At 60.8% G+C, this 26,916-nt stretch carries 20 protein-coding genes and 1 tRNA gene; 8 read left to right on the top strand and 13 right to left on the bottom strand.

Translation table 11 applies throughout. The annotated features are described in order from the left end of the window. Positions 1-30: 30 nt before the first annotated feature. Both VV088_RS11620 and VV088_RS11615 read right to left on the bottom strand, forming a co-directional pair. Positions 31-831: a response regulator transcription factor gene (locus tag VV088_RS11620; RefSeq protein WP_334600870.1), complete on the bottom strand. Its 801-nt coding sequence runs from the start codon at positions 829-831 to the stop codon at positions 31-33. Beyond that, the gene (locus VV088_RS11615; protein ID WP_334600869.1) at positions 816-2,513 is read right to left on the bottom strand and encodes a sensor histidine kinase; all 1,698 of its coding nucleotides are present in this window, start codon (positions 2,511-2,513) and stop codon (positions 816-818) included. Before VV088_RS11615 ends, VV088_RS11620 begins: the two co-directional genes overlap by 16 nt. A gap of 238 nt (positions 2,514-2,751) precedes the next feature. Between VV088_RS11615 and VV088_RS11610 the strand changes: the two genes are divergently transcribed. Together VV088_RS11610 and VV088_RS11605 are read left to right on the top strand one after the other, a co-directional pair. Continuing rightward, the gene (locus tag VV088_RS11610) at positions 2,752-5,043 is read left to right on the top strand and encodes a hypothetical protein (protein WP_334600868.1); all 2,292 of its coding nucleotides are present in this window, start codon (positions 2,752-2,754) and stop codon (positions 5,041-5,043) included. Between the two features lie 182 nt (positions 5,044-5,225). Beyond that, a complete protein-coding gene (locus tag VV088_RS11605) occupies positions 5,226-8,375 on the top strand; it encodes a hybrid sensor histidine kinase/response regulator (protein WP_334600867.1) in 3,150 nt (1,049 codons plus the stop codon). Between the two features lie 35 nt (positions 8,376-8,410). Here VV088_RS11605 and VV088_RS11600 read toward each other — a convergent pair whose 3' ends face one another. The 4 genes from VV088_RS11600 to VV088_RS11585 form a co-directional block, all read right to left on the bottom strand. Beyond that, complete coding sequence (locus VV088_RS11600) at positions 8,411-8,614, bottom strand: hypothetical protein (protein WP_334600866.1); 204 nt, start codon at positions 8,612-8,614, stop codon at positions 8,411-8,413. A gap of 113 nt (positions 8,615-8,727) precedes the next feature. Beyond that, complete coding sequence (locus VV088_RS11595; RefSeq protein WP_334600865.1) at positions 8,728-8,901, bottom strand: hypothetical protein; 174 nt, start codon at positions 8,899-8,901, stop codon at positions 8,728-8,730. A gap of 97 nt (positions 8,902-8,998) precedes the next feature. Further along, a complete protein-coding gene (carB, locus tag VV088_RS11590) occupies positions 8,999-12,208 on the bottom strand; it encodes a carbamoyl-phosphate synthase large subunit (RefSeq protein WP_334600864.1) in 3,210 nt (1,069 codons plus the stop codon). Beyond that, positions 12,208-13,302, bottom strand: coding sequence for a carbamoyl phosphate synthase small subunit (locus VV088_RS11585; protein WP_334602065.1), 1,095 nt, complete (start codon positions 13,300-13,302; stop codon positions 12,208-12,210). The genes carB and VV088_RS11585 overlap by 1 nt, the downstream gene beginning before the upstream one ends. A gap of 240 nt (positions 13,303-13,542) precedes the next feature. On the opposite strand from VV088_RS11585, the gene VV088_RS11580 reads away from it, so the two are divergent. After that, positions 13,543-14,220 carry a DUF421 domain-containing protein gene (locus tag VV088_RS11580; RefSeq protein WP_334600863.1) on the top strand — a complete coding sequence of 226 codons (678 nt, stop codon included), beginning with the start codon at positions 13,543-13,545 and terminating at the stop codon, positions 14,218-14,220. After that, on the top strand, positions 14,217-14,600 hold the full coding sequence (locus tag VV088_RS11575) for a DUF4363 family protein (protein WP_334600862.1): 384 nt from the start codon (positions 14,217-14,219) through the stop codon (positions 14,598-14,600). The genes VV088_RS11580 and VV088_RS11575 overlap by 4 nt, the downstream gene beginning before the upstream one ends. A 64-nt stretch (positions 14,601-14,664) precedes the next feature. Here VV088_RS11575 and glmS read toward each other — a convergent pair whose 3' ends face one another. Continuing rightward, the gene (gene glmS / locus VV088_RS11570; RefSeq protein WP_334600861.1) at positions 14,665-16,500 is read right to left on the bottom strand and encodes a glutamine--fructose-6-phosphate transaminase (isomerizing); all 1,836 of its coding nucleotides are present in this window, start codon (positions 16,498-16,500) and stop codon (positions 14,665-14,667) included. 400 nt (positions 16,501-16,900) lie between these two features. On the opposite strand from glmS, the gene VV088_RS11565 reads away from it, so the two are divergent. Together VV088_RS11565 and VV088_RS11560 are read left to right on the top strand one after the other, a co-directional pair. Beyond that, the gene (locus tag VV088_RS11565; protein WP_334600860.1) at positions 16,901-17,950 is read left to right on the top strand and encodes an aldose epimerase family protein; all 1,050 of its coding nucleotides are present in this window, start codon (positions 16,901-16,903) and stop codon (positions 17,948-17,950) included. Between the two features lie 105 nt (positions 17,951-18,055). Next, positions 18,056-18,129: transfer RNA gene (locus VV088_RS11560), tRNA-Gln, on the top strand. 151 nt (positions 18,130-18,280) lie between these two features. On the opposite strand, the gene VV088_RS11555 is transcribed toward VV088_RS11560, so the two are convergent. From VV088_RS11555 to VV088_RS11530, 6 genes are all read right to left on the bottom strand, one after another. Then, the gene (locus tag VV088_RS11555) at positions 18,281-19,090 is read right to left on the bottom strand and encodes a DeoR/GlpR family DNA-binding transcription regulator (RefSeq protein WP_334600859.1); all 810 of its coding nucleotides are present in this window, start codon (positions 19,088-19,090) and stop codon (positions 18,281-18,283) included. A gap of 152 nt (positions 19,091-19,242) precedes the next feature. After that, positions 19,243-20,238, bottom strand: a complete 996-nt coding sequence (gene ydjG / locus VV088_RS11550) for an NADH-dependent methylglyoxal reductase (protein WP_334600858.1) — start codon at positions 20,236-20,238, stop codon at positions 19,243-19,245. 16 nt (positions 20,239-20,254) lie between these two features. Continuing rightward, entirely contained in the window at positions 20,255-21,109 is an 855-nt protein-coding gene (locus VV088_RS11545; RefSeq protein WP_334600857.1) for a class II fructose-bisphosphate aldolase, read from the bottom strand. A gap of 52 nt (positions 21,110-21,161) precedes the next feature. Further along, positions 21,162-21,800, bottom strand: a complete 639-nt coding sequence (locus VV088_RS11540) for a class II aldolase/adducin family protein (RefSeq protein ID WP_334600856.1) — start codon at positions 21,798-21,800, stop codon at positions 21,162-21,164. A 7-nt stretch (positions 21,801-21,807) separates the two neighbouring features. Then, positions 21,808-23,304: a rhamnulokinase gene (locus VV088_RS11535; protein WP_334600855.1), complete on the bottom strand. Its 1,497-nt coding sequence runs from the start codon at positions 23,302-23,304 to the stop codon at positions 21,808-21,810. 16 nt (positions 23,305-23,320) lie between these two features. Further along, complete coding sequence (locus tag VV088_RS11530) at positions 23,321-24,193, bottom strand: sugar phosphate isomerase/epimerase family protein (protein ID WP_334600854.1); 873 nt, start codon at positions 24,191-24,193, stop codon at positions 23,321-23,323. 372 nt (positions 24,194-24,565) lie between these two features. Here VV088_RS11530 and VV088_RS11525 point away from each other — a divergent pair, with 372 nt between their 5' ends. Then, on the top strand, positions 24,566-25,891 hold the full coding sequence (locus VV088_RS11525) for an ABC transporter substrate-binding protein (RefSeq protein WP_334600853.1): 1,326 nt from the start codon (positions 24,566-24,568) through the stop codon (positions 25,889-25,891). Between the two features lie 164 nt (positions 25,892-26,055). Beyond that, positions 26,056-26,913: a branched-chain amino acid ABC transporter permease gene (locus tag VV088_RS11520; RefSeq protein ID WP_334600852.1), complete on the top strand. Its 858-nt coding sequence runs from the start codon at positions 26,056-26,058 to the stop codon at positions 26,911-26,913. Positions 26,914-26,916: the final 3 nt, after the last annotated feature.

Here is a 26,916-nt window from a genome sequence, read left to right as displayed (position 1 = left end):
CCGCAGACCGAACAAAATGGCCTGAGACCCTTATTGGGTCTCAGGCCATTTTGAATGGTTTCTGGCTGCTTCCCGGTACTCCTTTGGCGTACATCCGACGTATTTGCGAAAAACGTCCCTGAAGTACTTGGGGGTGCTGAAGCCGCAGAGATAACCAACCTCGGGGGAGGAGGTGTTCTCGTCGTTTAAAATCTCGACCGCCTTTTGGATGCGGAACCGGTTCAGGTATTCGGTAAAGGTCATGCCGGTCACCTTTTTGAAGCGCTTGTTCAAAAAGGTCTCGCTGTAATTGAGGCGGCCGACAACGTCCTGCATCACGATCTTTTCGCTGAAATGCTGCTGGATGAAGTCCAGCATCTGACGCACCACCTGATCGGTCTCCTCGTCCACCGTCTTGTGGATCAGCTGCAGGCCCAGGAGCTCTCCCTGCTCCTGACGGCGGTCCGCCCAGGCGTGCCGCATCTCCTGGCGCTGTTTGGCGATTTCCACAGCCGCCTGAAGCTCCTCCCGGTTGATGGGCTTGAGCAGGTACTCCGTCACGCCCAGGTGTACGGCGGTCTTTGCGTAGTCAAAGCTGGAGTACCCCGACAGGATGATGGCGGAAAAATGATAGGCTCCGGTGGTCTCCCGCAGCATCTCCAGACCGTCCTTCACCGGCATGTTGATGTCCACGATGACGATATCCGGGTTCAGCTTCCGGATCTGCTCGGCCCCCTCCACGCCGTTGGCGGCCTCCCCAACGACGCAGCAGTCCATGGCGCTCCAGGGGATGGCATATACCAGCCCCTTTCGGATGATCTCCTCGTCCTCTACGATCAAGACTTGGTACACGTTGGATTCCTCCTGTCTTCTATGCGGACCAGCACTTCGAAGCCGCGTCCCTCGTGGTTCACCACCTCCACGCCGCTTTTGCTGCCATACTTCAGGTCGAGCCGCCGGGCCAGGTTCCGCAGGCCGATGGAGGGGGAGTCCCGGTCATGGGAGGCCAGCTGGGCCTGCAGCGCCAGAGCCTGCTCCTCCTCCATCCCGCCGCCGTCGTCGGCCACGCGGAAGAGGAGCGCGCCCTCCTCCAGACGGCCCTCCACGCGGATCTGGAGCTCCATCCTGCGGCGGAAGCCGTACTTGATGCTGTTTTCCAGCAGCGGCTGAAGAAGGAGCTTGGGCACCATGCAGTCCATGCACTCCGGCGCGATGTCCAGCTGGCAGCGGAAGCGGCTGCCAAAGCGGACCTTTTGGATGTTGAGATAGCTTTGTATGTAGAAAATGTCGTCCTGGAGGGGCACCTCGTCCCGCGAAAAATCAATGCTGTACCGCAGGACCTGGGTCAGCTCGGTGATGACCTGCTCCGCCTTTACGCCGTCAAAGAGGGCCAGGGTCCGGATGATCTCCAGTGTATTGTACAGAAAGTGGGGGTTCATCTGGGCGGTGAGCTGCTCCATCTCGATGCGGTTGCTCCGCCGCAGCAGCTCGGTGTTGCGCTCGTTGAGCTCCTTGAGGGCGTCCAGCATATAGTTGGTCTGATGGGCCACCTCGCTGAACTCGTCGCCGCTGTCCATCTCGATTCGGTGCCCGGAGTCGGTGGTGCGGATATACCGGAGCTCCTGCACCAGATGCTCCACGCTGGCGGCGCTGCTGGCGGCCATGCTGGCGAAGACGTTCCGCGCCGTCACATACCAGGCCGCAGCGGCCATGGCCAGGGCGATGAGGCCGGCGATGAGCGCGCCGCTGCGGGGGTAGTAGACGAGCGAGTAGATGATCGCGCCGCCGTCTGGGGTGGTCTCGCTGAGGGCCCAGTACCGCAGGCCGTTGAGCTCCACAGAGCCGTGGCTGGCGCAGCTGAATTTGTTGTCCACCGAGGCAAAGGCATGCTTGCTGCTGTACATAATGTTGCCCCGGAGATCGGTGATCACGCCGTCAAAGTTGGTGTCGGACAGGGAGTAGTTCCACCCGGCCCCGGAGAGATAGAGGGTCAGAAAGCCCAGGAGGGCGGAGTCTTGATAGACCGGCTTGACAAACATGCGGTCGGAGTAGGTGCTGTTGTCGTAATAGACGGAGCGGTAGATCTCGTCCTCCCCGCAGTTCCGCGCATGGTAGCAGATGGCGGCGTTGTAGTTCCATAGATAGGAGGTAAGCGTGCTTCCAGGAAAGGAAGCCGCCAGGACGCTGCCATGCAGATCGCTCAGGATGAACTCGCTGGAGACCGGGCTTTGCAGATTCAATCTGCGCACCAGCTGCTGAAGCCGCGCGGCGCCCTGCTCTCCGGTCAGCACGGCGCGGGCCGCCCGCATCGTCTCCTCGTCCCGCAGGAATTCGGTGTCGATGCGGTCGAGCTGGCGGTAGGACGCCTTCAGCTCCTGAAGATGGCTGCGGACGTTCCCCTCGTTGCCGAGCAGGATGACGGCGTACTGGCCCATGGTGAAGATCAGCGCAGAAAGGAGCAGCAGAAGGACCATCTTTCGGGAAACCGATTTCAGCAGCTTTTGCTTGAACTTACCCATACCTTTGTTCGGCAATTCAAACACCCCCGCTTATTATATCACATGTTTGAGAAAATTCCACCAGTCTTGTCCAATTCTCACAACCACATCTGTCCGCGCCGCCATTTGATTCGGGAGCTGCTGGCGGAACCTGTGCCATACAAAGCGTCGTGATTCTGGCCGGAGCGGTCCGGAGGAGCGGCTCCTTATTTTTTCCGTTTCGGTGCCGATATACAGGGTAGTGGCAGTGACCGGACGGGAGGAGGCACAGATTATGAGTGAATTGACCATACGCAGGGACAACATGACCTTTACACCCCCCAATCTTCAGGGTGTGGTGAAGACGGAGAAGCAGTCTGCCAGCGCCCCGGCGCAGAAGGCGGCGGCGGCCGGTACGGTAAACATCTCCGATACCCTGCAGGACCTGATGACCAGGATCGGCCAGACGGAGGGCCAGCTGCGGGAGAGCCGCAATGCCCTTCAGCTGGGCCAGGCGGTGCTGGACGAGGTGCAGGACAGCCTGGACAAGATCGAGGAGCTGACCAAGGAGTCCATTGACGGCGAGGAGCCCGACCGGGAGGCCCTCCAGACGGAGCTGGAAAAGCTGGTGTCCAAAATCGAACGTATGGTGAACAGTGTGTCCGCCGGGGATAAGCCGCTGTTTATCGACGGAAAGGCGGACCTGATCGAGGGACTCCTGTCCGGCGAGATCGACATGGACGAGATGCTGGACGCGGTGCGCCAGCTGCTGGAGAAGCTGACGGCGGGCATGCCGCCCGAGACGGCTCTGGAGACGTTGGATATGGGATCGCCTCTGCTGTCCCTGCTGATGGGAATCGGGGGAATGAACCTGGATCTGATGATGAGCCTTCTGACCGCGCTGGAGAGCTCCCAGACCACGCTGGAGCCGGAGGCCGGTGTGCCGGACGGCAGGGCGGAGACGGCGGAAGCCTCCGGGCCGGCAACGAACGCCGCGGCGGGGACCGCTCCGGAGACCCTGCGGGCCGGTGCGCTCCAGATCACGGGGACGGACCTGTCCGGCGTGACCTTCAACGAGGCCACGGGGGAGGTCACCATCGCCGGACCGGCGGACGTGGTCATCCAGGGGAACGGCCAGGAGCAGGCGGCAGCCATCCGGCTCACCGGCTCCGGCCAGGTGACGCTCCAGGATGTGAAGGCGGACCGCCTTACTGTGGAGGGTTCCCAGGCCAGAGTGGTCAGTGAGGGGGAGACCCAGCTGGGCGGGCTTCAGATGGAGAAGGGGGCGTCCCTGGAGGTGGGCGGCAGCGGACAGCTGCGCCTGGGCACGCTGAGCGGAGACGGCTCCAACCTACTGCGGCTGACCGGAGAGGTGACGCTGATCGAGGAGGCGGGGGAGCGGCCCTCCAAGGAGTGGACCGTCCCGGTGACGCTGGAGAGCGCGGCTACCCTGCTGGCCCGGGCGGTCGCGGTACGCACTCCGGAGGGCAAGCCTCTGGAGGCGTTCGACCTGGTGTGGAAGGCCCTGATGCCCAGCCTGAGCACCCTCACCAAGCTGGAGGTGGACGGCAAGGCGGCGACCCGGCAGTCCCTGATGAATGGCGACGCTGCCCGGCTCTGGCTGAATAAGGGGGACCCGAGCCACGGCTGCGACATCCACGCCGTTCTGCTGCAGGGAAAGGACAAGTCCGGACAGCTTCAGAGCCGGTACGCCTACGTGCGCTGGGAGCAGCGGCGGCAGCAGTTCCAGGAGGTGGATATGTACCCCAATCCCTTTACCGTCACCGGCGGCGAGGAGGGACAGGACTGGATCTATGAGGAGGAGTCCCACACCCTGCGTATTCTGACCGCTCAGGTGACCGGGATCTCCGGCGGCGCCGGGATGGACGCCAACGAGGAGCCCTTCAGCGGGCGGCTGGTGCTGGCAGATCACATCGCCCTGATCCGGCTGATGCTGAATGGGGTGATGTGCCGGGTGCCGGAGGGGAAAGCCTTTGATCTGGGCCGGGACAATGAGGTCTTCCTGACGCTGGCCAGCGGGTCCAGGAACGTGTTTGAGAGCGGCGGCGGCCTGTGGGGTATCTCCATGGGGGAGGACAGCCACGTAAACATCGGCTACGCCGAGGGTCCGGCCGGCATTCTGGCCGCCACCATTGGAACGGAGGATGAGCCGGAGCCGGAATCCGAGCCTGAGCCCGAGCCCGAGGAAGGAATCCCGCTGCGGATGGGCGGTGGAACGGTGACGCTGCCGCAGTTCCCGCTGTCCACCCGGGCGATGCGGCTGGATATGATGCAGGTGTCCACCCAGGAGTACGCCCAGGCGTCGCTGGCCATCGTGAACGCGGACCGCCAGTGGGTGTCCCAGATCCAGTCGGTATATCAGGCGCTGTACAGCCAGCTGACGCTGGGCTCCAGCGGGTACTCCGGCGGACGGCAGGCCGGCCCGGCGGCGGCCATCGTGCGGGACACGGCGGCGGCGGGCACGCTGATGGAGGACGTGAAGAAGACCATCCTTCTCCAGCCCGAGGTGGCCTGGTACCTCCACAGCCGGAGGGGACGGTCGGAGCTGCAGCGGCTGCTGAAGTGACGCAAATAACACCGGCAGCCCTGACTGGGCTGCCGGTTGTCAGTCTGTGTTCCTGAGAATAATATAGAGCAAGCGTGGAAGAGGGCCTGGTTCCCCGCTTTTCTTCCGGATGATTGTTGACAGAACGGCTTTAGGGGATTAAAATAAATTGAAGTATCTTGCCGCACAGGAGGGACCGAGTTATGTATCGCTGCCATATGGAATTTTATCTCATTCACTGTCCGTCTGAGGTGCTGGAGACGGTCCAAACGCTGACGCCGCTGGATTCCTTCAACCACTCCTTTCTGGACAGTAGTGAGCCCCGGGCGGCGCTGCTGGCCAGAGCAGACGTGATCCTGGCCGTCCCTCTGGCCGGGGAGGGATCGGTACGCGCGCTGGCGGAGGGGAAAAAGGAATCCGCCCAGCTGATCCTCCTGGCGGAGAAGGATCAGATCGCGGCCCTGGGGGACAGCCTGTCTCTGGCCGACGAGCTGTGGACGCTGCCGTTGTCCAGAGAGGAGCTGATCTTTCGCTTTATCCGCTGGCAGGAGAAGCAGAAGCAGCGCATGGATTTATGGCAGGCCAATCAGTACCTGGATGCGCTGATCAACAGCACCCCCAGCCTGGTCTGGTTCAAGGACAAGGACGGCGTCCACGAGAAGGTGAACGACGCCTTCTGCGCCACGGTGAACAAGACCAAGGAGCAGGTGCAGGGCCAGCGGCACGCCTACATTTGGGACGTGGAGCAGGACGATCCCGCCTGCATCGAGTCGGAGCGGGTGGTGATGGAGACCCAGAAGACCTGCATCTCGGAGGAGGTCATCCAGGCCGGCGGCGGGCAGCGGCTGCTCACCACCTACAAGTCCCCCCTGTACGACTGCGACGGCACCGTGATGGGCACCACCGGCCTGGGCATCGATGTGACCCAGGAGCGGGCCTATGAGCAGGAGCTGATCGACAAAAACCGGGAGCTGGAGAACCTGTTCACCACCATGGACTGCGGCGTGATGTGCCACACCCTGGACGGCTCCCACATCATCAGCATTAACCGGGCCGCCCTTCAGGTGCTGGGCTTCGAATCGGAGGAGGCCATGATGGCCGCCGGCTTTGACATGATCGCCTCCTCGGTGATGGAGGAGGATCAGGAGCGGTTGCGCACCGGCATCCAGACCCTGAAAAAAGTGGGGGACAACATCAACATCGAGTACCGGGTCCGCCACACCGACGGGGACATTCGCCACGTGATGGGAAACGTCAAGCTGATGGAGGAGAACGGCGAGCTGTTTTATCAGCGGTTCCTGCTGGACTGTACCACCCAGAAGGAGCGGGAGCAGGAGGAGCGCATGAAGGAGGAGCGCCGCCAGATGGAGCTGGTGCAGGCGCTGTCCATCGACTACAACCTGGTGTGCGTCTTTGACCTGGACGGCGGAACAGGACGGGCCCTGCGGACCCACGAGTGCAGGCCCGGCGTGCTGGACGATTTATTTTCCGGCGAGCTGATCCTGGAGGAGTGCATGGAGCGGTATATCGACTGCTGCGTCCACCCGGAGGATCGGGAACAGATGCTGCGGATCTGCACCCGGGAGCGGCTGCGCATCGAGTTGGGCGCCAAGGGACAGTTTTATGCCAGCTACCGCACCGTGTGTGAGGGTCAGGTGCGCTATTTCCAGATGAAGGCGGTGCACACCGGCGACTGGGGGAGCACCCGGGCGGTGGTGCTGGGCTTCCGCAGCGTGGACGAGGAGACCCGCAAGGAAATGGAGCGGATGGACGTGCTGAAGGACGCCCTGGACCAGGCCAACCGGGCCAACAAGGCCAAGAGCGTCTTCTTGTCCAACATGTCCCACGATATCCGCACGCCTATGAACGCCATCATCGGCTTTACCGCCCTGGCCACGACCCATATCGACCAGCGGGACCAGGTGGAGGGCTATCTGAAAAAGATTATGACCTCGGGCAATCATCTGCTCAGCCTGATCAATGATGTGCTGGATATGAGCCGTATCGAGAGCGGAAAAATGTCCCTGGAGGAGAAGCCCTGCTCCATGCCCAACATCCTCCACGGCCTGCGCAGCATCGTGCAGGCGGACGTCCACGCCAAGCAGCTGGAGCTGTATATGGACGCGGTGGATGTGGTGAATGAGGAGATCTACTGCGACCGGCTGCGGCTGAACCAGATCCTGCTCAATCTGCTGAGCAACTCGGTGAAGTATACCCCCGCAGGCGGGGTGGTCAGCGTTCGGGTGACCGAGAAGCCCGGCGCTCCGGCGGGACACGCCACCTATGAGTTTGTCATCAAGGATACAGGCATCGGGATGAGTGAGGAGTTTGTAGCCCGCATCTTTGAACCCTTCGAGCGGGAGCGCAACTCCACCACCAGCGGCATTCAGGGCACTGGCCTGGGCATGGCCATCACCAAGAACATTGTGGACATGATGAACGGAGACATCTCGGTCAAGAGCAAGCAGGGGGTTGGCACGGAGTTCACCGTGGTCATCACCTTCCGCCTGTGCTCGGAGGAGAAGGAGCCCCAGACCATTCCCGAGTTGAAGGGCTGCCGGGCGCTGGTGGTGGACGACGACTTCAACACCTGCGACAGCGTGTCCTGCATGCTCCAGCAGATCGGCATGCGGGCGGAGTGGACCCTGTCGGGCAAGGAGGCGGTGCTGCGCACCCGTCAGGCTGTGATGCGCAGCGACAACTATAGTGTGTACATCATCGACTGGCTGCTGCCCGACATGAACGGCATCGAGGTGGCCCGGCGCATCCGCAAGGAGGTCGACGAACAGGTCCCCATCATTGTGCTCACCGCCTATGACTGGTCGGATATCGAGGACGAGGCCCGGGAGGCGGGGATCAACGCCTTCTGTTCCAAGCCGCTGTTCCTGTCTGAGCTGCGCAGCTGTCTGAACGACCTGGTGCGGATCGAGGAGGAGGAGGAGCCGGATGAGAAGGGGCCGGAGGAGTCCTCCCACACCGGCCGCATCCTACTGGTGGAGGACAACGAGCTGAATCAGGAGATCGCCACCGCGATCCTGGAGGAGTCCGGGTTCCTGGTGGAGACAGCGGAGGACGGCCAGCAGGCGGTGGATATGGTGACCCAGTCCCAGCCGGGGTGGTATCAGCTGGTGCTGATGGACGTGCAGATGCCCGTGATGAACGGCTATGAGGCCACCCGGCAGATCCGGCAGCTGGAGGACCCCAAGCTGGCGGGTATCCCCATCCTGGCCATGACGGCCAACGCCTTTGAGGAGGATAAGCAGGAGGCCCTGCGCTCCGGCATGAATGGGCACATCTCCAAGCCCATCAACATTAGCAAGCTGCTGGAAACCCTGACCGCTATGCTGAGCTGAATGAAAGTCCCCTGGCTTAGGCCAGGGGACTTGAATTACAGGGCGTGCAGGCAGTTTTCCACCTGCTGCCGCAGGGTTTGGCCGGTCTGGACCAGATAGCCGCAGACGGCGAAAAAACCGTCGGCATAGGGATCGTCCCTCATGTCCAGTCCCATGGCCATCAGCTCTACGGCGTTGACCATTCTGGAAATCTGATTGGCCGTTGTCTCTAGCTCCAGCAGTTCTTTTTTTAAACTCATAGGTACCTCCTTGATTTTTACCCGGAGTTGTGGCATAATCAGATTTGCCATACCTCCGGGCTTGGTAAATAGAGTGTTGGTGTTCTTGTTGTGGTGTAGCCAGCACTCTATTTTTATTTGCCCAGCTCTTCGTCGATCTTCTCGTTGAGCCAATCGGTCTTGGTGATATTTTTTTCTTTCAGCTTCTCCTCGAATCGCTCCATTTTTTCTTTGCTTAGCTCAACAGTAAATGCTTTGCGCTGTTTTCGACGTTCGCGGAAATACTGGGCTCTGCTTTCACGCGGCAAGATGTCACCTCCTTGATAGCGTGATACAATCATACAATGGTATCGTGATACTGTCAAGAGAAAAATTCGGCCCCGGCATAAGCCGGGGGCCGTTTGCTTAAATCTTGGTGATGTCAATGGGGGTCAGGTCCTCGCTGCGGCTCTGCTGCCGGACGGTGAGCAGGGCCCGGGCGGTATCCACCGAGGTGACGCAGCCCACCCCGTGCTCCACGGCGGAGCGGCGGATGCGGAAGCCGTCGGAGTCGTGCTTGCGGCCCCGGGTGGGAGTGTTGATGATCAGGTCCACGGTGCCGGAGGCGATCATGTCCAGGATGTTGGGATGGGCCTGGGACACCCGGTTGACGCTCTTGCATTCAATGCCCGCATCCAGCAGGGTCTGGCAGGTGCCGGCGGTGGCGTACAGCTCCACGCCCATCTCCTCGAAGCCTCGGGCGATGGCGATGCTCTCCCCCTTGTCCTCGTCCTTCACGGTGATGATGATCCGCCCGCCCTTCTTGGGAGCCCGCATACCCGAACCCTTGAAGGCTTTCAGCAGGGCCTGGGGATAGGTCTCAGCCAGCCCCAGCACCTCGCCAGTGGACTTCATTTCCGGACCCAGGCCGGTGTCTACGTCGGTGAGCTTCTCGAAGGAGAACACCGGGGCCTTGACAGCGAAATACTCCGCCTCCTTGTAGATGCCGGTACCGTATTCCATGTCCTTCAGCTTCTCTCCCAGCATGACCCGGGTCGCCAGATCGATGATGGGCACGCCGGTGACCTTGGAGATATAGGGAATGGTCCGGGAGGACCGGGGGTTGACCTCGATGACATAGATGTCATCGTCATAGAGGATATACTGAGCGTTGATCAGGCCCACCACTCCCAGGTGCATGGCCATGTTCTTGGTGTGCTTGAGGATCAGCTCCCGGTGTTTGTCCTCCAGGTGGAGGGGCGGGTAGACGGCAATGGAGTCCCCGGAGTGGACCCCAGCCCGCTCCACGTGCTCCATGATGCCGGGGATGAGGATGTCCTCCCCGTCGAACACGCCGTCCACCTCCAGCTCCCGGCCCATGAGGTACTTGTCCACCAGGATGGGGTGTTCCTGAACGGTCATGTTGATGATCTTCATAAACTCCTCAATGTTCCGGTCGGAGTAGGCGATCTCCATGCCCTGTCCGCCCAGCACGTAGGAGGGCCGCACCAGCACGGGGTAGCCCAGCTCCCGGGCGGCGGCCAGGGCCTCCTCGGTGGTGAAGACGGTCTTGCCCTTGGCCCGGGGGATGCTGCACTTGGACAGAATTTCGTCAAAACGCTCCCGGTCCTCGGCGGCGTCAACCCCGTCGGAGGAGGTACCCAGGATCTGAACGCCCATATCGGTGAGGGCCTTGGCCAGCTTGATGGCGGTCTGCCCGCCGAACTGGACCACCGCTCCCCAGGGCTTTTCCTGTTCCACGATATTTTGGACATCCTCCGCCGTAAGAGGCTCAAAGTACAGCTTGTCCGCCACGTCGAAGTCGGTGGAGACGGTCTCCGGGTTGTTGTTGACGATGATGGTCTCACAGCCCAGCTTTTTCAGCGCCCACACCGAGTGGACGGAGCAGTAGTCAAATTCGATGCCTTGGCCGATGCGGATGGGGCCGGAGCCCAGCACCAGCACCTTCTTGCGGCCGGACCCGTCGTCTCGGGCCTCGTTCTCCCCGTCGTAGGTGGAGTAGTAGTAGGGGGTCTCGGCGTCGAACTCGGCGGCGCAGGTGTCCACCATCTTGAAGGCGGGGATGATGTGGTACCGCTCCCGCAGAGCCTTCACATCAGCCTGGGTCATGCCGCACAGAGCGCCGATGTAGCTGTCGGCAAAGCACATCTCCTTGGCCCGCTTCAGGGTGTCGATATCCGGCTCCCCCTTGCAGCGCTTCAGCTCCTCCTCCATGTCGATGATCCGCTTGAAGCCGTCCAGGAACCAGATGTCCATCTTGGTGATGGAGTAAATCTTTTGCGGGGAGAAGCCCCGGCGCAGGGCCTCAGCCACCACAAACAGCCGCTCGTCGGTGACGTTTACCAGCAGCTCCTCGATCTCGTCGGTGTACAGCCCCTCCAGCTTGTCCAGCTTCAGGGCCCGGACGTTCAGCTCCAGGGAGCGGATGGCCTTCATGACCGCCCCTTCGAAGGAGTTGGCGATGGCCATGACCTCGCCGGTGGCCTTCATCTGGGTGCCCAGGGTGCGGCTGGCGGTGGTGAACTTGTCGAAGGGCAGGCGGGGGATCTTCAGCACGCAGTAGTCGATGGTGGGCTCAAAGCAGGCGGTGGTTTTGCCGGTGACAGCGTTGGGAATCTCGTCCAGAGTATAGCCCAGGGCCACTTTTGCGGCGACTTTCGCAATGGGGTAGCCCGTCGCTTTGGAGGCCAGGGCGGAGGAACGGGACACCCGGGGGTTGACCTCAATGACGGCGTACTCAAAGGAGTCCGGGTTCAGGGCGAACTGCACGTTGCACCCGCCCTCGATCTCCAGGGCGGAGATGATGTCCAGGGCGGCGGAGCGGAGCATCTGGAACTCCTTGTTGGCCAGGGTCTGGGCGGGGGCCACCACGATGGAGTCGCCGGTGTGGACGCCCACCGGATCGATGTTCTCCATGGAGCAGATGGTGATCACGTTGCCCGCCCCGTCCCGCATGACCTCGAACTCGATCTCCTTCCAGCCGGCGATGCACCGCTCGATGAGCACCTGGCCCACCCGGGACAGGTTGATGCCCCGCTCGGAGATCTCCTCCAGGGAGGCGCGGTCGTAGGCGATGCCGCCGCCGGTGCCGCCCAGGGTGTAGGCGGGGCGGACGATGACGGGGTAGCCGATGCTCTCGGCAAAGTCCACCGCATCCGTTACACTCTCCACCACCAGGGAGGTGACGCAGGGCTGGCCGATGGACTCCATGCAGTCCTTAAAGCCCTGGCGGTCCTCCGCCTTGCGGATGGACTCGGGGGAGGTGCCCAGCAGCCGGACGCCGTACTGCTCCAACACGCCGCTTTCATGGAGGGCCATGGCCAGGTTCAGGCCGGTCTGGCCGCCCAGAGTGGGCAGGATGGAGTCGGGCCGCTCCATCTCGATGACCTGGGTGACCGAGTGGATGTTCAGCGGCTCGATGTAGACGTGGTCGGCAATGTCCTTATCGGTCATGATGGTGGCGGGGTTGGAGTTGACCAGCACCACCTCCAGGCCCTCCTCCTTCAGGGCCCGGCAGGCCTGGGTGCCGGCGTAGTCGAACTCGGCGGCCTGGCCGATGACGATGGGGCCGGAGCCCAGCACCAGGACCTTTTTTACATCTGTATACTTGGGCATTACTGAGCACCTCCCTTTTTGGCGGCCATGTTGTCGATGAAGCGGTTGAACAGATATTCTGTGTCCTTGGGGCCGGCGTTGGCCTCGGGGTGGAACTGGGTGGTGAAGCAGTTGGGCCGCTGGTAGCGCAGGCCCTCGCAGGTGCCGTCGTTCACATTGATGTGGCTCACCTCGGCCACGGCGGGGTCCACCGAATCGGCCAGCACCATATAGCCGTGGTTCTGGCTGGTGATGAACACCCGGCCCTTCTCCACGTCCCGGACGGGGTGGTTGCCCCCCCGGTGGCCGTAGGCCAGCCGTCCGGTTTTCGCGCCGGTGGCCAGGGCCAGCAGCTGGTGGCCCAGGCAGACGCCAAAGAGGGGGATGTCGCTGTTATACAGCTTTTTCAGCTCGGCGATGATCTCCACATTCTCCGCCGGGTCGCCGGGGCCGTTGGACAGCATCACCCCGTCGTAGCCCCCGGCCAGCACGTCGGCGGCGGGGGTGGAGGCGGGCAGGGCGGTGACCCTGCACCCCCGGCGGCGCAGGCACTCGATCATGTGCTGCTTTACGCCGTAGTCCATCATAGCGACGTGGTACTTCTCCTCGCCAAAGGCAGGGAAAACCTCCGGCTCGGCCCGGGTAACCAGCTCCACGGTATGCTCCACCCTGTAAGCCTTCAGCTCCTCCAGCACCTGGGCGATATTAAAATGCTCCGCGCAGGTGAGCATTCCGTTCATGCTCCCCTCGCTGCGGAGTATTTTGGTCAGCGCCCGGGTGTCCACACCCTGGATGCCGGTGATATTGTGTTCCTTCAGGTAGCTGCCCAGGTCGCCCTCGCAGCGGAAGTTGCTCCCCCTGGGGGACAGGTGGCGGACTACAAAGGCTTCCACCCAGGGCCTTCTGGACTCGTTGTCCTCACTGTTCACGCCGTAGTTGCCGATGAGGGGGTAGGACATGACCACGCCCTGCCCGGCGTAGGAGGGGTCCGTGAGGATCTCCTGATAGCCGGCCATGGAGGTGTTGAACACCATCTCGCAGACCCGCGTTTCGGTGGAGCCGATGCTGGTGCCGGAGAAGATGCTCCCGTTGGCTAAGATCAAGGTCGCTTTCATTCGTTCGTTCACTCGCTTTCCGTTCCAGTTCTAAAATGTCCATACTGTAATCAAGTTATTTTAACGGAAAATCCACCGCTTGACAAGATGGCGTTTTCCCTTTTTCTGTATCAATATTCGGTGGATATTTGGGCAATTCGCAGGATAAATTACCGCAGGCCGGGAAAGACTGAAACAAGCCGCCCTTCGACCGGAGCCCCTTGCGAAAATGCCTTTGGAGCGGCTTAAGGAGGCAAGCCCATGTTTACCGGCCTGATTCGGACCATCATCCTATACATTCTCATCATCGCCGGGGTTCGGCTGATGGGCAAGCGGCAGGTGGGGGAGCTGGAACCCTCCGAGCTGGTGCTGTCCCTGATCATCGCTGACCTGGCCTCGGTGCCCATGCAGGATTACGGCATCCCCCTGCTCACCGGCGTGGTGCCCATTCTGACGCTGCTGGCGGTGACCATGATCCTATCGGTGCTCACTATGAAGAGCGTCCGCTTTCGGGCTTTGCTGTGCGGACGGCCCAGCATGGTGATACAGAATGGCACGCTGGTGCAGGGGGAGATGGCAAAGACCCGCCTGACGGTGGACGAGCTGCTGGAGGAGCTGCGCATCAAGGGCTATACAGACATCAGCCAGATCAAATACGCTATCCTGGAGACCAACGGCCAGCTCTCGGTGCTGCCCTGCGCCAACCAGAAGCCCCCCACCGCCCGGGACCTGAAGGTGAGCGTGGAGGAGGCCGGACTGCCCCGGGTGGTGGTCAGCGACGGCCATCTGCTGGAGCGGAACCTGAAGGCCCTGGGCCACGACCGGCCCTGGCTGGACAAGCAGCTGGCCCAGCGGGGCTGCAAGGACCTGTCCACGGTGTTCCTCCTGTTGGTGGATGAGGCGGACGCCGTCTACTTCGCCCGGAAGGAGGGATCATGATGAGACGGCTTTGGATCGCGGCAGGACTGCTGCTGGCGCTGCTGGGAGCCAGCCTGGGAAACGCCCAGTACGCCAAACGTCTCACAGACGGGATGCGGGAGCAGCTGTATCAGGCCCGGGTTCAGGCGGAGCTGGGGGAGTGGGGGCGGGCGGAGGCCCTGACCCGTCAGGTCTACGAGGACTGGCAGAGCCGCCACTTCTACCTCCACACCACCATGCGCCACAGCGACACCGACCAGGTGCTGCGGGGCTTCCGGACCGTGCTGGAGTATGTGCGGCTCCAGGAGCCGGACCAGTACAACGCTGCCAACGCCGACCTGATTGCCCAGCTGGAGCTGCTGGCCGAGATGGAACAGCCGACGCTGACCAATGTACTGTGACGGGCAAGGCAGGCTTTTAGCAAACAGAAAGGACAGCGGTTTATTCTTCCGCTGTCCTTTTTTGCTATTCTACCGTCACGCTTTTTGCCAGATTCCGGGGTTTATCGATGTCACAGCCCCGCATGAGAGCCACGTAGTAGGCAAACAGCTGGAGCGGGACCACCCCCAGGCAGGGGAGGAGCAGCTGGTGTAGGTCCGGGATGGTCATCACCGCGTCGGCGGTCTGGGCCATCTCCTCCCGGCGGCCTTGGGTGGTGAGGGCCAGCACGCTGGCGCCCCGGGCCTTGACCTCCACGATGTTGCTCATGGCCTTGGCGAACAGCGCCTCATAGGTGCCCAGAGCCACCACCAGGGTGCCCTCCTCGATGAGGCTGATGGTGCCGTGCTTCAGCTCCCCGGAGGCGTACGCCTCCGAGTGGATGTAGGAGATCTCCTTCAGCTTCAAGGAGCCCTCCAGCCCCAGGGCGTAGTCCAGGTTGCGGCCGATGAAGAAGATGGAGTCGTGGTTGAAATACTGGGACGCAAGGTACTGGATGCCGTCCCGGCGGGACAGGACCTCTTCCATCTTGCCGGGCAGCTCCAGGAAGGCGGCCGCCGCCCTGCGGTACTCCTCCTGGGAGACGGTCCCCAGCCGGTTTCCCATCCACAGGGCCAGCAGGGAGAGAAGGGCCAGCTGGGTGGTATACGCCTTGGTGGTGGCTACGGCGATCTCAGGTCCCGCCCAGGTGTACAGCACCTGGTCCGACTCCCGGGCGATGGAGGAGCCCACCACATTGACGATGGACAGGATGTGCCCGCCCAGCCGTCTGGCCTCCCGCAGGGCGGCCATGGTGTCCAGGGTCTCGCCGGACTGGCTGATGACAATGACCAGGGTGTGCTCATCCACGATCGGGTCCATGTACCGGAACTCGGAGCCCAGCGCCACCTCCACCGGCTTGCGGGTGAGGCGCTCCAGGTGGTACTTCCCCACCATGCCCACGTGGTAGCTGGAGCCGCAGGCCACGATGTAGATGCGGTTCATAGCGGCCAGGTACTCCTCGCTGAGGGCGAAGTCCTCAAATACCACCTCCCCCTGACGGATGCGGGGGGAGAGGCACCGGCGCAGGGCCTCGGGCTGCTCCATGATCTCCTTGAACATGAAGTGCTCATACCCGCCCTTTTCGGCGGCGTCGATCTCCCAGTCGATGGTGACGGCGTCCTTCCGGACCGGCTGCATCAGATGGTCGTAGCACTGGATGCCCTCCCGGGTTAGAACGGCCAGCTCTCCGTCCTCCATGTAGCCCACCCTCCGGGTGTGGCGCAGGATGGCGGTGACGTCGCTGGCGATGAAGCTGCACCCCTCCCCGTAGCCCAGGATGAGGGGGCTGTCCTTGCGGACCGCCACAATCTGGTCGGGGCAGTCGGCGCACAGGATGCCCAGGGCGTAGGCCCCCTGGATGCGGCGGAGCGCCCGGCCCACGGCGGCCAGCAGGTCCCCCTCGTAGAAATACTCGATGAGCTGGGCTACCACCTCGGTGTCGGTTTCCGAGGTGAAGGGCACCCCCTGGGCCAGGAGAAAGGTCTTCAGCTCGGCGTAGTTTTCGATGATGCCGTTGTGGACCACGGCGATCCGTCCGCTGCGGCTCACCTGGGGGTGGGAGTTGACGTCGCTGGGAGCGCCGTGGGTGGCCCAGCGCGTGTGCCCCACGCCGGCGGTGCTGTTCAGGTCCGCGCCCCCGTGGAGCTGATCCGACAGCACCTGGAGCCGTCCCTTGGCCTTGTGGACAGCCAGCGTGCCCGACATCCCGTCGAACACCGCCACCCCGGCGGAGTCATACCCCCGGTACTCCAGGCGGGACAAGCCCTCCAGCAGGATGGGAGCGGCCTGCTCCTTCCCGATATAGCCTACAATTCCACACATATTCTAGTTTCCTCCTTGTATTGTCAGGAGGACAAACTCGCAGCCATTTGACCTCGTTCCCCGGTCACGGCCGTTTTGTCCCGCGGTTGCCCGTGGGCTTTGTGGACCGTGTGACGCGCCCGGAGCCGGCGCGGAGGGGCATCCGCCGAACACTCGATTCTCCCCTCACCTCGTCGTCCTGCCTGACGGCAGGCGCTGGCGCTTCTGATGGGCCTTGTCCGCCCATGGGCCTCCTTTCTCCTCTGCGATCGATGGGATTCTATGCGGCATGCACGTTGTCCCATACATCTGCTTATTATACGGGCGGAGTCCCAAGATGTAAAGGGCAATTTGCAAATTGCCTTTTTCAGGGCGGTGTGCTATACTGAACGCAGGCATTGTTAGAGAAGGAGGCCAAATCATGAGTAAGGAATTTGGAACGCCCTTTGGCGTCACGAAACACGGGGAGGAGGTCCGGGAGGTGACCCTGGACAACGGGGTGCTGGCCGCAAAGGTCATCACCTTTGGCGGGGCGCTCCGCGCGCTCACCGTCCCCGGCAAGGCGGGACCGGTGGATGTGGTGCTGGGCTACGACAGCCTGGCCCAGTACGAGACGGAGGGGGGCTACCTCGGCGCTCTGGTGGGCCGGTACGCCAACCGCATCGCCAAGGGGCGCTTCGCGCTGAACGGAAGGGAGTATACCCTGGCCGTGAACGACGGCCCCAACCATCTCCACGGCGGGGATGTGGGCTATTCGCACCGGGTCTGGACCGTGGAGGAGGCCGCGCCTGAGCGGGTGGTCCTCACGCTGGACAGCCCCGACGGAGAGGAGGGGTACCCCGGCCATCTCCAGGTGAAGGTGACCTATGCGCTGGAGGGGGATATCCTGTCCATCCGCTATGAGGCGTCCAGCGGCCAGGACACGCTCTGCAGCCTCACCAACCACAGCTACTTCAACCTGTCCGGCCAGGGCAGCGGCGACGTGCTGGATCAGGAGATCCAGCTGTTCTGCTCCTCCTACACCCCCGCCGATGAGACCAGCATCCCCTTTGGCACGGTGGAGCCGGTGGAAGGCACCCCCATGGATCTGCGCCAACCGGTCCCAATCGGCGCGCATATCAATGAGCCCTTCCAGCAGCTGCTGTGGGGCCGGGGCTACGACCACAATTTTGTGGTGGACGGCCAGCCCGGCGAGATGCGTCCGGCGGCGATGGCGCGCAGCCGGGTATCCGGCGTGGTCATGGAGGTGGAGACCGACTGTCCGGGCATCCAGTTCTACACCGGCAACTTTTTGGAGGAGGGCCGGAAGGGGAAGGACGGCGCCGTTTACGGCCACCGCCACGGCTTTTGCCTGGAGACGCAGCACTTCCCGGATGCGCCCAACCAGCCCGGCTTCCCCTCCGCCGTCCTGAAGGCGGGGGAGCGGTACGTCCAGACCACCTGTTTCCGGTTCTCTCTGCTGGAGGGGTGATTTCCCGGCGCCGGGAAAACGCCGGAGAAAAAAGTTGAAAATACCCCTTGACTTTTTTGAAACATTTGCTATAATAGCTATCGTCCCTGCGAGAGCGGGGCCGATAGCCGGATTGTGTAAGGGTAGCACGACAGACTCTGACTCTGTTTGTGAGGGTTCGAATCCTTCTCCGGCTGCCAGGTGTGACCTCTGGAATTGCTGTGATTCCAGAGGTCTTTTTTTGTTATCCTGCCTGAAACAGACCGTATGTCCCGGTGGAGGCATAAATATCCCACAGGAGAACCTCTTTGTCAAGTCCTCCTGTGGGATGTTTTCATGGTTCAGGACGCGTCAGAGCAGCTTGGCGGGACCGCCCGCCGGGGAGGGGGAGTCCAGCATTTCCGGGTAGATCAACTCGATGTCCATGGCGAAAAACCGTTCGATCCACGGGCTGGCGGGCTTTTGGTCTGTGATGACCACATTGACCGCTTCCAGATCCAAGACCTTGGCGAAGGCGGAGCGGTCAAACTTTGTGTGGTCCACCAGCAGGACGACCTTGCGGCATTTTGAGACCATCAGGCGTTTGATCTCTGCCTCCTCGTCGTCACTGTCAAACAGTCCGTCCTCCAGGAGTCCCTTGCAGCTGATGAACACAACGTCCATATTGTAATTTCGGATCGTGTTTCTGGTGATCAGCCCCTGGAAGGAATAGGACTTTCGATTCAGCAGCCCGCCGGCGGCGATGAGGTCAATGGAGGAATCCGCTAACTCCCAAAGGATATTGGCGGAATAGGTCATTAAAAGCAGGTTGTCCCGGGTACTGAGCATCCGGAGCATTTCCATCACCGTTGAGCTGGAGTCCGCTCCGATGACCAGGCGGTGCGTGGGAAGCATCTGCGCCGCGAGGCGGGCGATGGTCTGCTTTTCCTGCACATTTGTCTGGGCCCGGAACCGGTAGTCGATCCTGGTCTCCGGGGTGTCCGTGACCAGAACCGCTCCGCCATGGGTGCGGATGACCATGCCCTTTTTCTCCAGCTTTTCCAGGTCGCGGCGGATCGTTTCCTCCGTCACACCGAACTGCTTGCTCAACTCGGATACAGAAACACGGCGCTCGGTTTGAATCATATTCCAAATGTTGTCCAATCTGCCTTTTTGCGCCATAGTATGTCACCCCTCTGGTTGTTACCATTCTTTATTATACAAGGAAATATGTTGTAGTTCAACAAAAATTTATAAAGAGGGCGTGAAAACCAGGCCGTCTTGACAGCGCTTTGAACACCGGACTGCCGGTTCCCCGGGTCTGGCTGGCGCTGTTACCGGTCCAGCGCCTCGGCCATATCCCGCATCATGGCGGCGTCTTCGGCGCTGAGCTCAATGTCGGCGGAGCGGACATTGGAGCGGATCTGATCCGGAGTGGTGGAGCCGCTCAGCAGGACCACCCGCTCATCCTGGGCCAGAATCCACGCCAGAGCCAGGTCGGCAATGGTGCAGTCATACTTGCTGCAAAGCGGCTTCAGCCCGTCCAGGAGATCGAACACGCGGGGCAGATTTTCCGGCTGGAACCACTTTTTGGGGATCTGAGCGCCCACCGGCTTGTAGTCCCTGGGCAGCGCGCCGCTGAGCAGGCCCATCTCCAGCGGGGAATAGGCCTGCAGAACGATGTTGTGCTCCTTGCACAGAGGGAGCAGGTTCTGCTCCACATCCCGGTCCAGCAGACTGTATTTGGCCTGGACGATGTCCAGATCGCCGTACTTGATGTACTCCTCCACCTGCTCGGGGGAGACGTTGGCCGCGCCGATGGCTCGGATCTTGCCTTGGGCTTTCAGTTCGTTCAGCAGCTCCATGGTCTCGCTGATGGGGGTGTAGTAGGGCTCCACCGCCTGCCAGTGGGACATGTATACGTCGATATAGTCCGTGCCCAGACGCTCCAGACTCTGGTCGATCTCATGGAGGATGGAGTCGCGGGAGAGATTTTTGTACAGCTGAGTATCCCCAACCTTGTTGAACAGAGCACCCTTGCGGTCCCATACGATGCCGAACTTGGTGATGATGCACATGGCCTCCCGGTCCATCTGCTTCAGAGCTTTGCCCACGATGCGCTCGCTGTTGCCGAAGTTATAGCCAGGCGCAGTGTCGATCATATTCACACCTGCGCCGGGGCAGGCGCAGATGGTCTCAATGCTGTTCCGCTCCGCCTCCGCCTGGCTGGCGGGGTCCTGGCCCCAGGCGGGGCCGCCCCCGATGGCCCAGGTGCCCAGGCTGATGCGGGAGACCGGCTTTTTCAGCGTTCCGATTTGAATGGTTTTCATAATGATTCCTCCTCAATCATGTTTCGTACCAGCCCTGAGCCTTACCATTGCTGCCAAACAGCAGGATTTTGTTTTCGGCCCGGGCCTGTACTGCATCGCGGACCTTGATGTTCAGGCCCTGATATTTCTCGTCCGGCGGACAGCTGCAGATGGCGTCCATGGCCGCCTCACACAGCTCGGTGTGGATGTTGATCTTGGTGATGCCCAGGCCGATGGCGTGGCGGATGTCGTCGTCTCCGATCCCGGAGGCGCCATGCAGCACCAGAGGGATGGATACGCTGGCTCGTACCTGCTCCAGAATCTCGAAATTGATCTGAGGCGGAGCGGTGTAGGCGCCGTGCTGGTTGCCGATGGCGATGGCCAGGGAGTCGATGCCGGTGCGGCTGACAAATTCGGCGGCCTGACCGGGATCGGTGTACATGTAGTGGGCCAGGGCCTCCTCGTAGTTGGTTTCGGCTCCTACATGGCCCAGCTCCGCCTCAATGGGGATGCACATGGGATGGAACTTGTCCACAACCTCCTTGGTGCGGCGGATATTCTCCTCAAAGGGGTAAGCGGACCCGTCGATCATCAGGGAGTTGTAGCCGATGTCGATGGCATGGCTGACGATCTCAAAGCTGCGGCCATGATCCCAGTGGATGGAGCAGGGCAGGGAGGTCTGGGTGGCGTAGGACCGCATCATATGAACAAAATGGTTGATATCGGTGTTGACCAGAAAACCGCTTCCAAAGGACAGGATCACAGGGGACTGCAGTTTCTCACAGGCGTTCATAACGCCGGAGAGCATTTCCACATTCCAGATGCAGAAATTAGCCACAGCGTAGTGATCCCGCTGGGCCTTGACCAGCATATCCTTGGTCGATACTAACATATGTAGCGCCTCCGTTTTACGATGATTTTAAGATGAGATATGAAACACAGGATCAGGTCTCAATGTCCCGGGCCAGGATCCGCTCGATCTCCGACTGGGGGATGTCCACAACCGGCCCCAGGCTTCTGGTGATGGAGATCTCCATCGCGAACTTTTCTGCGGCTTCGATCCGCTGGAAGGCTTTCTCCAGGGTGGAGCCCACGGACAGGACGCCGTGATTGCCCAACAGGACCAGGTTGCGGTTTTTCAGGTAGGGAGCGGCGTTGTCGATGATGGCGCGGGTACCCGGCTGGCCGTAGGGGGCCACGGGGATGTCCTTGAAGTGGAAGAGGATCTCGGGGTGGCACTTTTGGTCGATGGGGATGTGGCACATGGCGTGGGCGGTCAGGTAGGGGGAGTGGCAGTGGATCACGGCGCTGACATCGTCCCGCAGCTCATAGGCGGTGCGGTGCATGATGGTCTCGGAGGAGGACTTTTTCGAGCCGTGGATCTGGGTGCCGTCCTCCTCCAGCACGCAGATCAGGTCCTCGGTCAGGGTGCTCTTCCGGGTGCGGGCGGGAGTGATGTACAGCAGGCCGTCCTGCTTGATGGACAGGTTGCCCTCATAGGTGTTGACCAGCTGAGCGCTCTCCATCGCTTTGGATACACGGATGATTTCACGGATGATGTCGTAGTTGATTTCGCGATTCATGTTTGATTTACCTCCATATTCCTCGGATTTTGTCGATGTTGGATAATTGAAGCAGCGCTTTTTCCCACTTGTCCTGATGCTCGGGCCGGGGGTAAAAGACATTGCTTGTCCACGAATTTTGAACCGTGCGCTGAATGGCGCGGTAGTCGGCCAGCTCCCCGGTGGTGTAGAGCTGCATCATCAAATTGCCCAGCGCGCTGGACACCGTGCTGCCGGTGACAACTGGAAGTCCCAGTGCGTCGGACAGCCGCTGGATCAGCAGGGTGTTTTTGATCCCGCCGCCAATGGCTACCAGCTTTTGATAGCTGCAGCGGCCGGTGATTTGCTGGACCTGCCGGAAGGACCAGAGCGCCTGAAGGACGATGCCGTCCAGGATAAAGTTGGCAGTCTCGCCCAAGGACTCTGGCGGACTCTGTCCGGTCTCCTGGCAGTAGTCCCGGATGGCGCTCAGCATGTCCTTTTGCTCGATGCGCAGCATCGGGTCGCACACATTGCAGTAACGGGCTTCCTGCTCCGCTGCGGTGCAGGCGTCCGTGACATGCTGGTAGGTGAGCTGGGGATTTTCCGCGCGCCACCGGGCCATACATTTTTCAAACAGCCACATAGCGTTGAAATCCCGGCACAGCGAGTAAGAGAAGGGACCCTTTACCGTTTTGAAGGCCCCGGCGTACCCTAGCGGGGAGATCATGGGGTAGTTGGTTTTGGTGCCGAAGATCAGCGAGGTGCCAATGCTGGCAAACACGCTGTCGGTGTCCAGGCCGGGGGCGGCCAGCAGAGCGGATTCGGTGTCGTGACTGGCCACGGTGGTTACCCACAGCGGGCCGCCCAATTCCTTCTCCGCCGGCGGGGCGAGGGGACCGGCTGTGGAGCCGCCCTGCACAAGAGGGGGCAGAATGTCGGTCCGGATGCCTAGCCGCTCCATCAGAGGACGGTTCCACTGCTCACCCTGCTTGTCCAGCAGATTGGCGACGGAGGCCATGGAGATCTCGCACTGGAGCCGGCCGGTCAGCTGCATATTCAGCAGGTCGGGGAGCAGCAGCATCCAGCGGCATTGATGAAAGAGACTGCTGCTGTGCCGGCTTTCGTAGTACAGCTGGGACAGTACCCGGATGTCGGTGGGGAAGATCCCGGTGGACTGGTACTGCTCCTGCAGAGGGACCCATTTCGCCATCTTGGCCAGGACGCCCTTGGTACGGCTGTCCTTATAGAAATAGGGCAGCGCCATCAGCTTCAGGTCCTGATCTAGAAGGCCGTAGCCGTTCCCGAAGGTATCAATCCCCATGCTTTGCAGTGCGATCCCCTGCTGGCGCAGCTCCTTGACGCAGCTCTTGATCTGCGCAAGGATGCCTGGAACATCAATATAAACATGCCGGTTTTTGTTCACTGGGGCGACGGAGACGGTCCGCTGGTCCAGGATTTCCATCCGTGTGCCGGTATAACGCCCGGTCACCAGCTTCATGCCGGTCCCGCCCACATCGACCGCGAGGCATATGCGTTCTGCCATACGATCCCTCGTTTCTTCAGCGGTCCTCAACGCCGGCTTGAGCCATCACGCGGTGCAGACATGCGATGGCGTCCTTTGCGGCGTCCAGAGCGGTCATCTTGCTGTAGCGGGTCACGGTGGGATCCATGGGCTCCATGATCATGGGACCGTTATAGCCGGCCCGGTCAAACAGACGGAGGATGCGGGCGCAGTCAATGGTGTCGTTTTCCCCCGGCAGGGCCCGCTGGTGATCATCCTGCTCCTCCCGGCTCCGGGACGAATCGGCGCAGCACAGGTGGAGGTTGACCATTCGGTCCAGGTGGCTGAGGGCGAAGTACAGGTCATCGTCCCGGCTGCCGCTGGTGTACCAATGGATGGTGTCAAACACAAAGCCAATCTCAGGGGAGACGCTGTCCGCCAGGTTGAGAATACCCATCAGGGAGTGGATAAACGGGTACCGGAAGGAGTCACGGACGGTTTTTGCCCCCATGAACTCCAGGCCGTAGAGGATGCCCTCCTCGCGGAGGACATGGTAGATCTTGCTGAGCCGCTCCTGGTGCCAGGCCAGGTTTTCCTCGTAGGGGAACTGGTCGCTTCCAGCCCAAATATGGTTGTACGCCCGGCTGCATCCGGCCAGCTCAGCCCGATGGGCCCACTGGCCGAACTCAGTGACCCGGCTGTCAAACTCGCTGTCCGGGATCTTGTACATATCGGTGGGGGCCATGATCAGCCCGAAGCGCATCCCCAGGTCCTCCATCCTGGTTCGGGCCTGGGCTGCGGCCTCATCCGTGCCAAAGGCGCCGGCCGGGACTTCTATGCCGCGGAAGCCGCTGGCGTGGGCCGCGTCCAGCAGGACAGGGAAGGGGTGGTGGTTCATGCCCATTGTTCTGGGATTCAAATTTGTGTACATATTGATAATACCTCCATTTGGGAAAGCGGTGGGAAAACATACGGGCAAATGGCGGGAATGCCGGTCTGTTTTGTGTTGAATCAAAAACTAAAAAACTTTGATTCGAAGAAAATAAGCGGCCTTTTCACAGATTATAAACCTGTTCACGGAGGAAATACAAGAGTTATTTTAAAAACCGGCAAAATTTTGTAGCATATATACAAAAGAAACAAAAGATATTCATGGAATTAGGAGAAGTTTTCTTTGAATCGAAGAAAACTCTTGTTTTTTTCTGACAAATAAGCTATGATTTATCCAAGCCGATTGCAGAAAATGTCGAAATCGGAACGCAGATCCGGCAAAAACAGCAAAATCAAAGGAGGACAACCAAAAATGAAAAAACTTGTAAGTATGATCCTGTGTTTCGCAATGGTCCTTTCCATAGCCGCCTGCGGCGGCAGCGGCGGCACCGCTGGCAGCGGGACGCCCTCTCCTTCCACCGGAAGCAGTCCCTCTTCGGACGGTACCGAGACCATTAAGATCGGTGTTCTGACCCCTTTGACCGGCGCCAGCGCACAGCTGGGCGGACAGACGGTCGAGGTTTATCAGATGCTTGTCGATATTATTAATGAGGAACATCCGGAGCTGGCCGTCGCCATGGCCGCTTCCGCCGGGATCACCAGCATGAACGGCGCCAAGATCGAGCTGGTCGTGGCGGACCACAAGAGCGACGCCACCACCGCCGTGTCTGAAGCGAAGCGCCTGATCACGGAAAAGAATGTGGTCGCCATCTGCGGCGAGTTTACCAGCGCCCTGGCCAAGGCTGTGGCCGTGGTCACCGAGCAGTATCAGATCCCCCTGATGGTTTCCTGCTCTTCCGTCAGTCTGACCGACGGGACCAACGACTTTGAGTGGCTGATCCGTTATGCGATTAACGACGACACCTATGTGAAGGACACCTTTGATTTCATCAACTACCTCAACGAGACCCAGAATGCGAACATCAAGACCGTCGCCCTCTTCTCGGAGGACAGCGAGTTCGGCGCGAACCTGGTCCCGGTCGAGGAGCGGTATGCCAAGGAGTACGGCTTTGAGCTGGTAGAAAAGATCAATTATTCCTCCAGCGCGACCAACCTGACCTCCGAGGTGCTGAAGCTGAAGAGTGCGGACCCCGACGTTCTGATTATGGCCTCCTTCGTTTCGGACGCCCTGCTGTTTGTCAATACCTGCAAGGAGCAGCAGTATACTCCCAACTTCATCATCGGCCAGCGCGGCGGCTTTATTCAGAGCGACTACCTGGACGCCATGGGCGACAAGAACAACTACATCTGCACCACTGGCAGCTGGGCTGCTGATATCAACACCGAGGTCACCCGTCAGATGAACGAGCTGTGGGCCAACTCCGAGTACAACTCCGGCAAGATTGACCTGCTGGACAGCCATGTGAAGGACGCGATCAACCTGCTCTTCCTGGCCATGGCCCTGGAGAAGGCGGGCACCACCGAGAGCGAAGCCCTGCGGGACGCTCTGCTCCACCCCGATTATGACATGGATACCCTGATCATCCCCTGGGCCGGCATTGAATTCAACGAGTATGGCCAGAACACCCTGTCCAACGGCGTTGTGACCCAGTGGTACGACGGCGCTTACCACACCGTCTATCCCGCCAGCGCGGCTGCCATGGAGGCCGTGTTCCCCCTGCCCGAGTGGGAGTATTAAGCTTCACTTTTCTGGCGCGGCTGCAAAAGTGAAGGCTGAGCCAGAATCCAGTTCCGCCACAAAAGCAGCGGCCGCATCATTCCCAACCGCGCAGGGCTGGACATGATGCGGCTTGCTGCTGCAAGGCCCATAAGGGCCGTTATGACTGAGAGGAGCCTTCTGTTATGTTTTTTTTGCAAGGTTTGTATGAAGGCATTATCAATGGTTCGATCCTGGCCTTGGTTGCTATGGGCATTGCCCTGGTTTGGGGCGTTATGAATATCCTCAGCTTTTCGCAGGGCGAATTTCTGATGTTAGGCATGTTCGTCTCCTATTATGTCAATATGTACTTAGGTCTGGACCCCATTTTGGCGATGCCGATTTCCGCCGCGGTCCTGTTTGTGTTGGGCGTTTTGATCTATAAAACCATTATTGCCCGTGCGTTGAAGGGGCCCATTCTGTCCCAGCGGTTGATCACCTTTGCGTTGAGCATGGTCCTGGTGTACTCCGCGCAGCTCTGCTTCGGCGCGGAGTATAAGACCATCCCCAACCCGCCCATGTTCCAGGGGAGCATCGACCTTGGCGTCATTGTGGTAGCAAAGCAAAAGCTGGTCCCCTTTATTCTGGCGCTGATCATTGCCGGGTTTATGTTCTGGTTCCTGCGCTACACCCGCATGGGTAAGGCCATCCAGGCCACCAGTATGGACCGGTATGCTGCCGGACTGGTGGGTATCAATCCGGACCGGGCCTACACCATCGCCTTCGCGATGGCCAGCGCCGTGGCCGGAGCGGCCGGCTGCGCCCTGACCTACTACTATTACATGTATCCCAACGTGGGCGCTACATTCCAGCTTTGGGGACTGATCGCTGTTGCGATGGGCGGCTTTGGCAGCATTACTGGCGCGTTCCTCAGCGGCCTGATCATGGGCATCGCGGATACGCTGACCGGCCTGTATGTCAATACGGCCATCAAGTATATTGGCGTGTGCGTGGTATTTCTAGTTACTGTCTCCTTCCGGCCGAAAGGCATCTTCGGGAAATAGGAG

Source organism: Lawsonibacter sp. JLR.KK007 (assembly GCF_036941135.1).
In the GTDB taxonomy this organism is placed as follows: Bacteria; Bacillota; Clostridia; order Oscillospirales; family Oscillospiraceae; genus Lawsonibacter.
This window is presented reverse-complemented; position numbering and strand designations above follow the sequence as displayed.

What these genes read in the sequence shown, in the direction of transcription:
- VV088_RS11610 (WP_334600868.1), top strand. Translation starts at nt 2,752, where the DNA reads ATGAGTGAATTGACCATACGCAGGGACAACATGACCTTTACACCCCCC.
- VV088_RS11605 (WP_334600867.1), top strand. Translation starts at nt 5,226, where the DNA reads ATGTATCGCTGCCATATGGAATTTTATCTCATTCACTGTCCGTCTGAG.
- VV088_RS11600 (WP_334600866.1), bottom strand. Translation starts at nt 8,614, where the DNA reads ATGAGTTTAAAAAAAGAACTGCTGGAGCTAGAGACAACGGCCAATCAG.
- carB (WP_334600864.1), bottom strand. Translation starts at nt 12,208, where the DNA reads ATGCCCAAGTATACAGATGTAAAAAAGGTCCTGGTGCTGGGCTCCGGC.
- VV088_RS11585 (WP_334602065.1), bottom strand. Translation starts at nt 13,302, where the DNA reads ATGAAAGCGACCTTGATCTTAGCCAACGGGAGCATCTTCTCCGGCACC.
- VV088_RS11580 (WP_334600863.1), top strand. Translation starts at nt 13,543, where the DNA reads ATGTTTACCGGCCTGATTCGGACCATCATCCTATACATTCTCATCATC.
- VV088_RS11575 (WP_334600862.1), top strand. Translation starts at nt 14,217, where the DNA reads ATGATGAGACGGCTTTGGATCGCGGCAGGACTGCTGCTGGCGCTGCTG.
- glmS (WP_334600861.1), bottom strand. Translation starts at nt 16,500, where the DNA reads ATGTGTGGAATTGTAGGCTATATCGGGAAGGAGCAGGCCGCTCCCATC.
- VV088_RS11565 (WP_334600860.1), top strand. Translation starts at nt 16,901, where the DNA reads ATGAGTAAGGAATTTGGAACGCCCTTTGGCGTCACGAAACACGGGGAG.
- VV088_RS11555 (WP_334600859.1), bottom strand. Translation starts at nt 19,090, where the DNA reads ATGGCGCAAAAAGGCAGATTGGACAACATTTGGAATATGATTCAAACC.
- ydjG (WP_334600858.1), bottom strand. Translation starts at nt 20,238, where the DNA reads ATGAAAACCATTCAAATCGGAACGCTGAAAAAGCCGGTCTCCCGCATC.
- VV088_RS11545 (WP_334600857.1), bottom strand. Translation starts at nt 21,109, where the DNA reads ATGTTAGTATCGACCAAGGATATGCTGGTCAAGGCCCAGCGGGATCAC.
- VV088_RS11540 (WP_334600856.1), bottom strand. Translation starts at nt 21,800, where the DNA reads ATGAATCGCGAAATCAACTACGACATCATCCGTGAAATCATCCGTGTA.
- VV088_RS11535 (WP_334600855.1), bottom strand. Translation starts at nt 23,304, where the DNA reads ATGGCAGAACGCATATGCCTCGCGGTCGATGTGGGCGGGACCGGCATG.
- VV088_RS11530 (WP_334600854.1), bottom strand. Translation starts at nt 24,193, where the DNA reads ATGTACACAAATTTGAATCCCAGAACAATGGGCATGAACCACCACCCC.
- VV088_RS11525 (WP_334600853.1), top strand. Translation starts at nt 24,566, where the DNA reads ATGAAAAAACTTGTAAGTATGATCCTGTGTTTCGCAATGGTCCTTTCC.
- VV088_RS11520 (WP_334600852.1), top strand. Translation starts at nt 26,056, where the DNA reads ATGTTTTTTTTGCAAGGTTTGTATGAAGGCATTATCAATGGTTCGATC.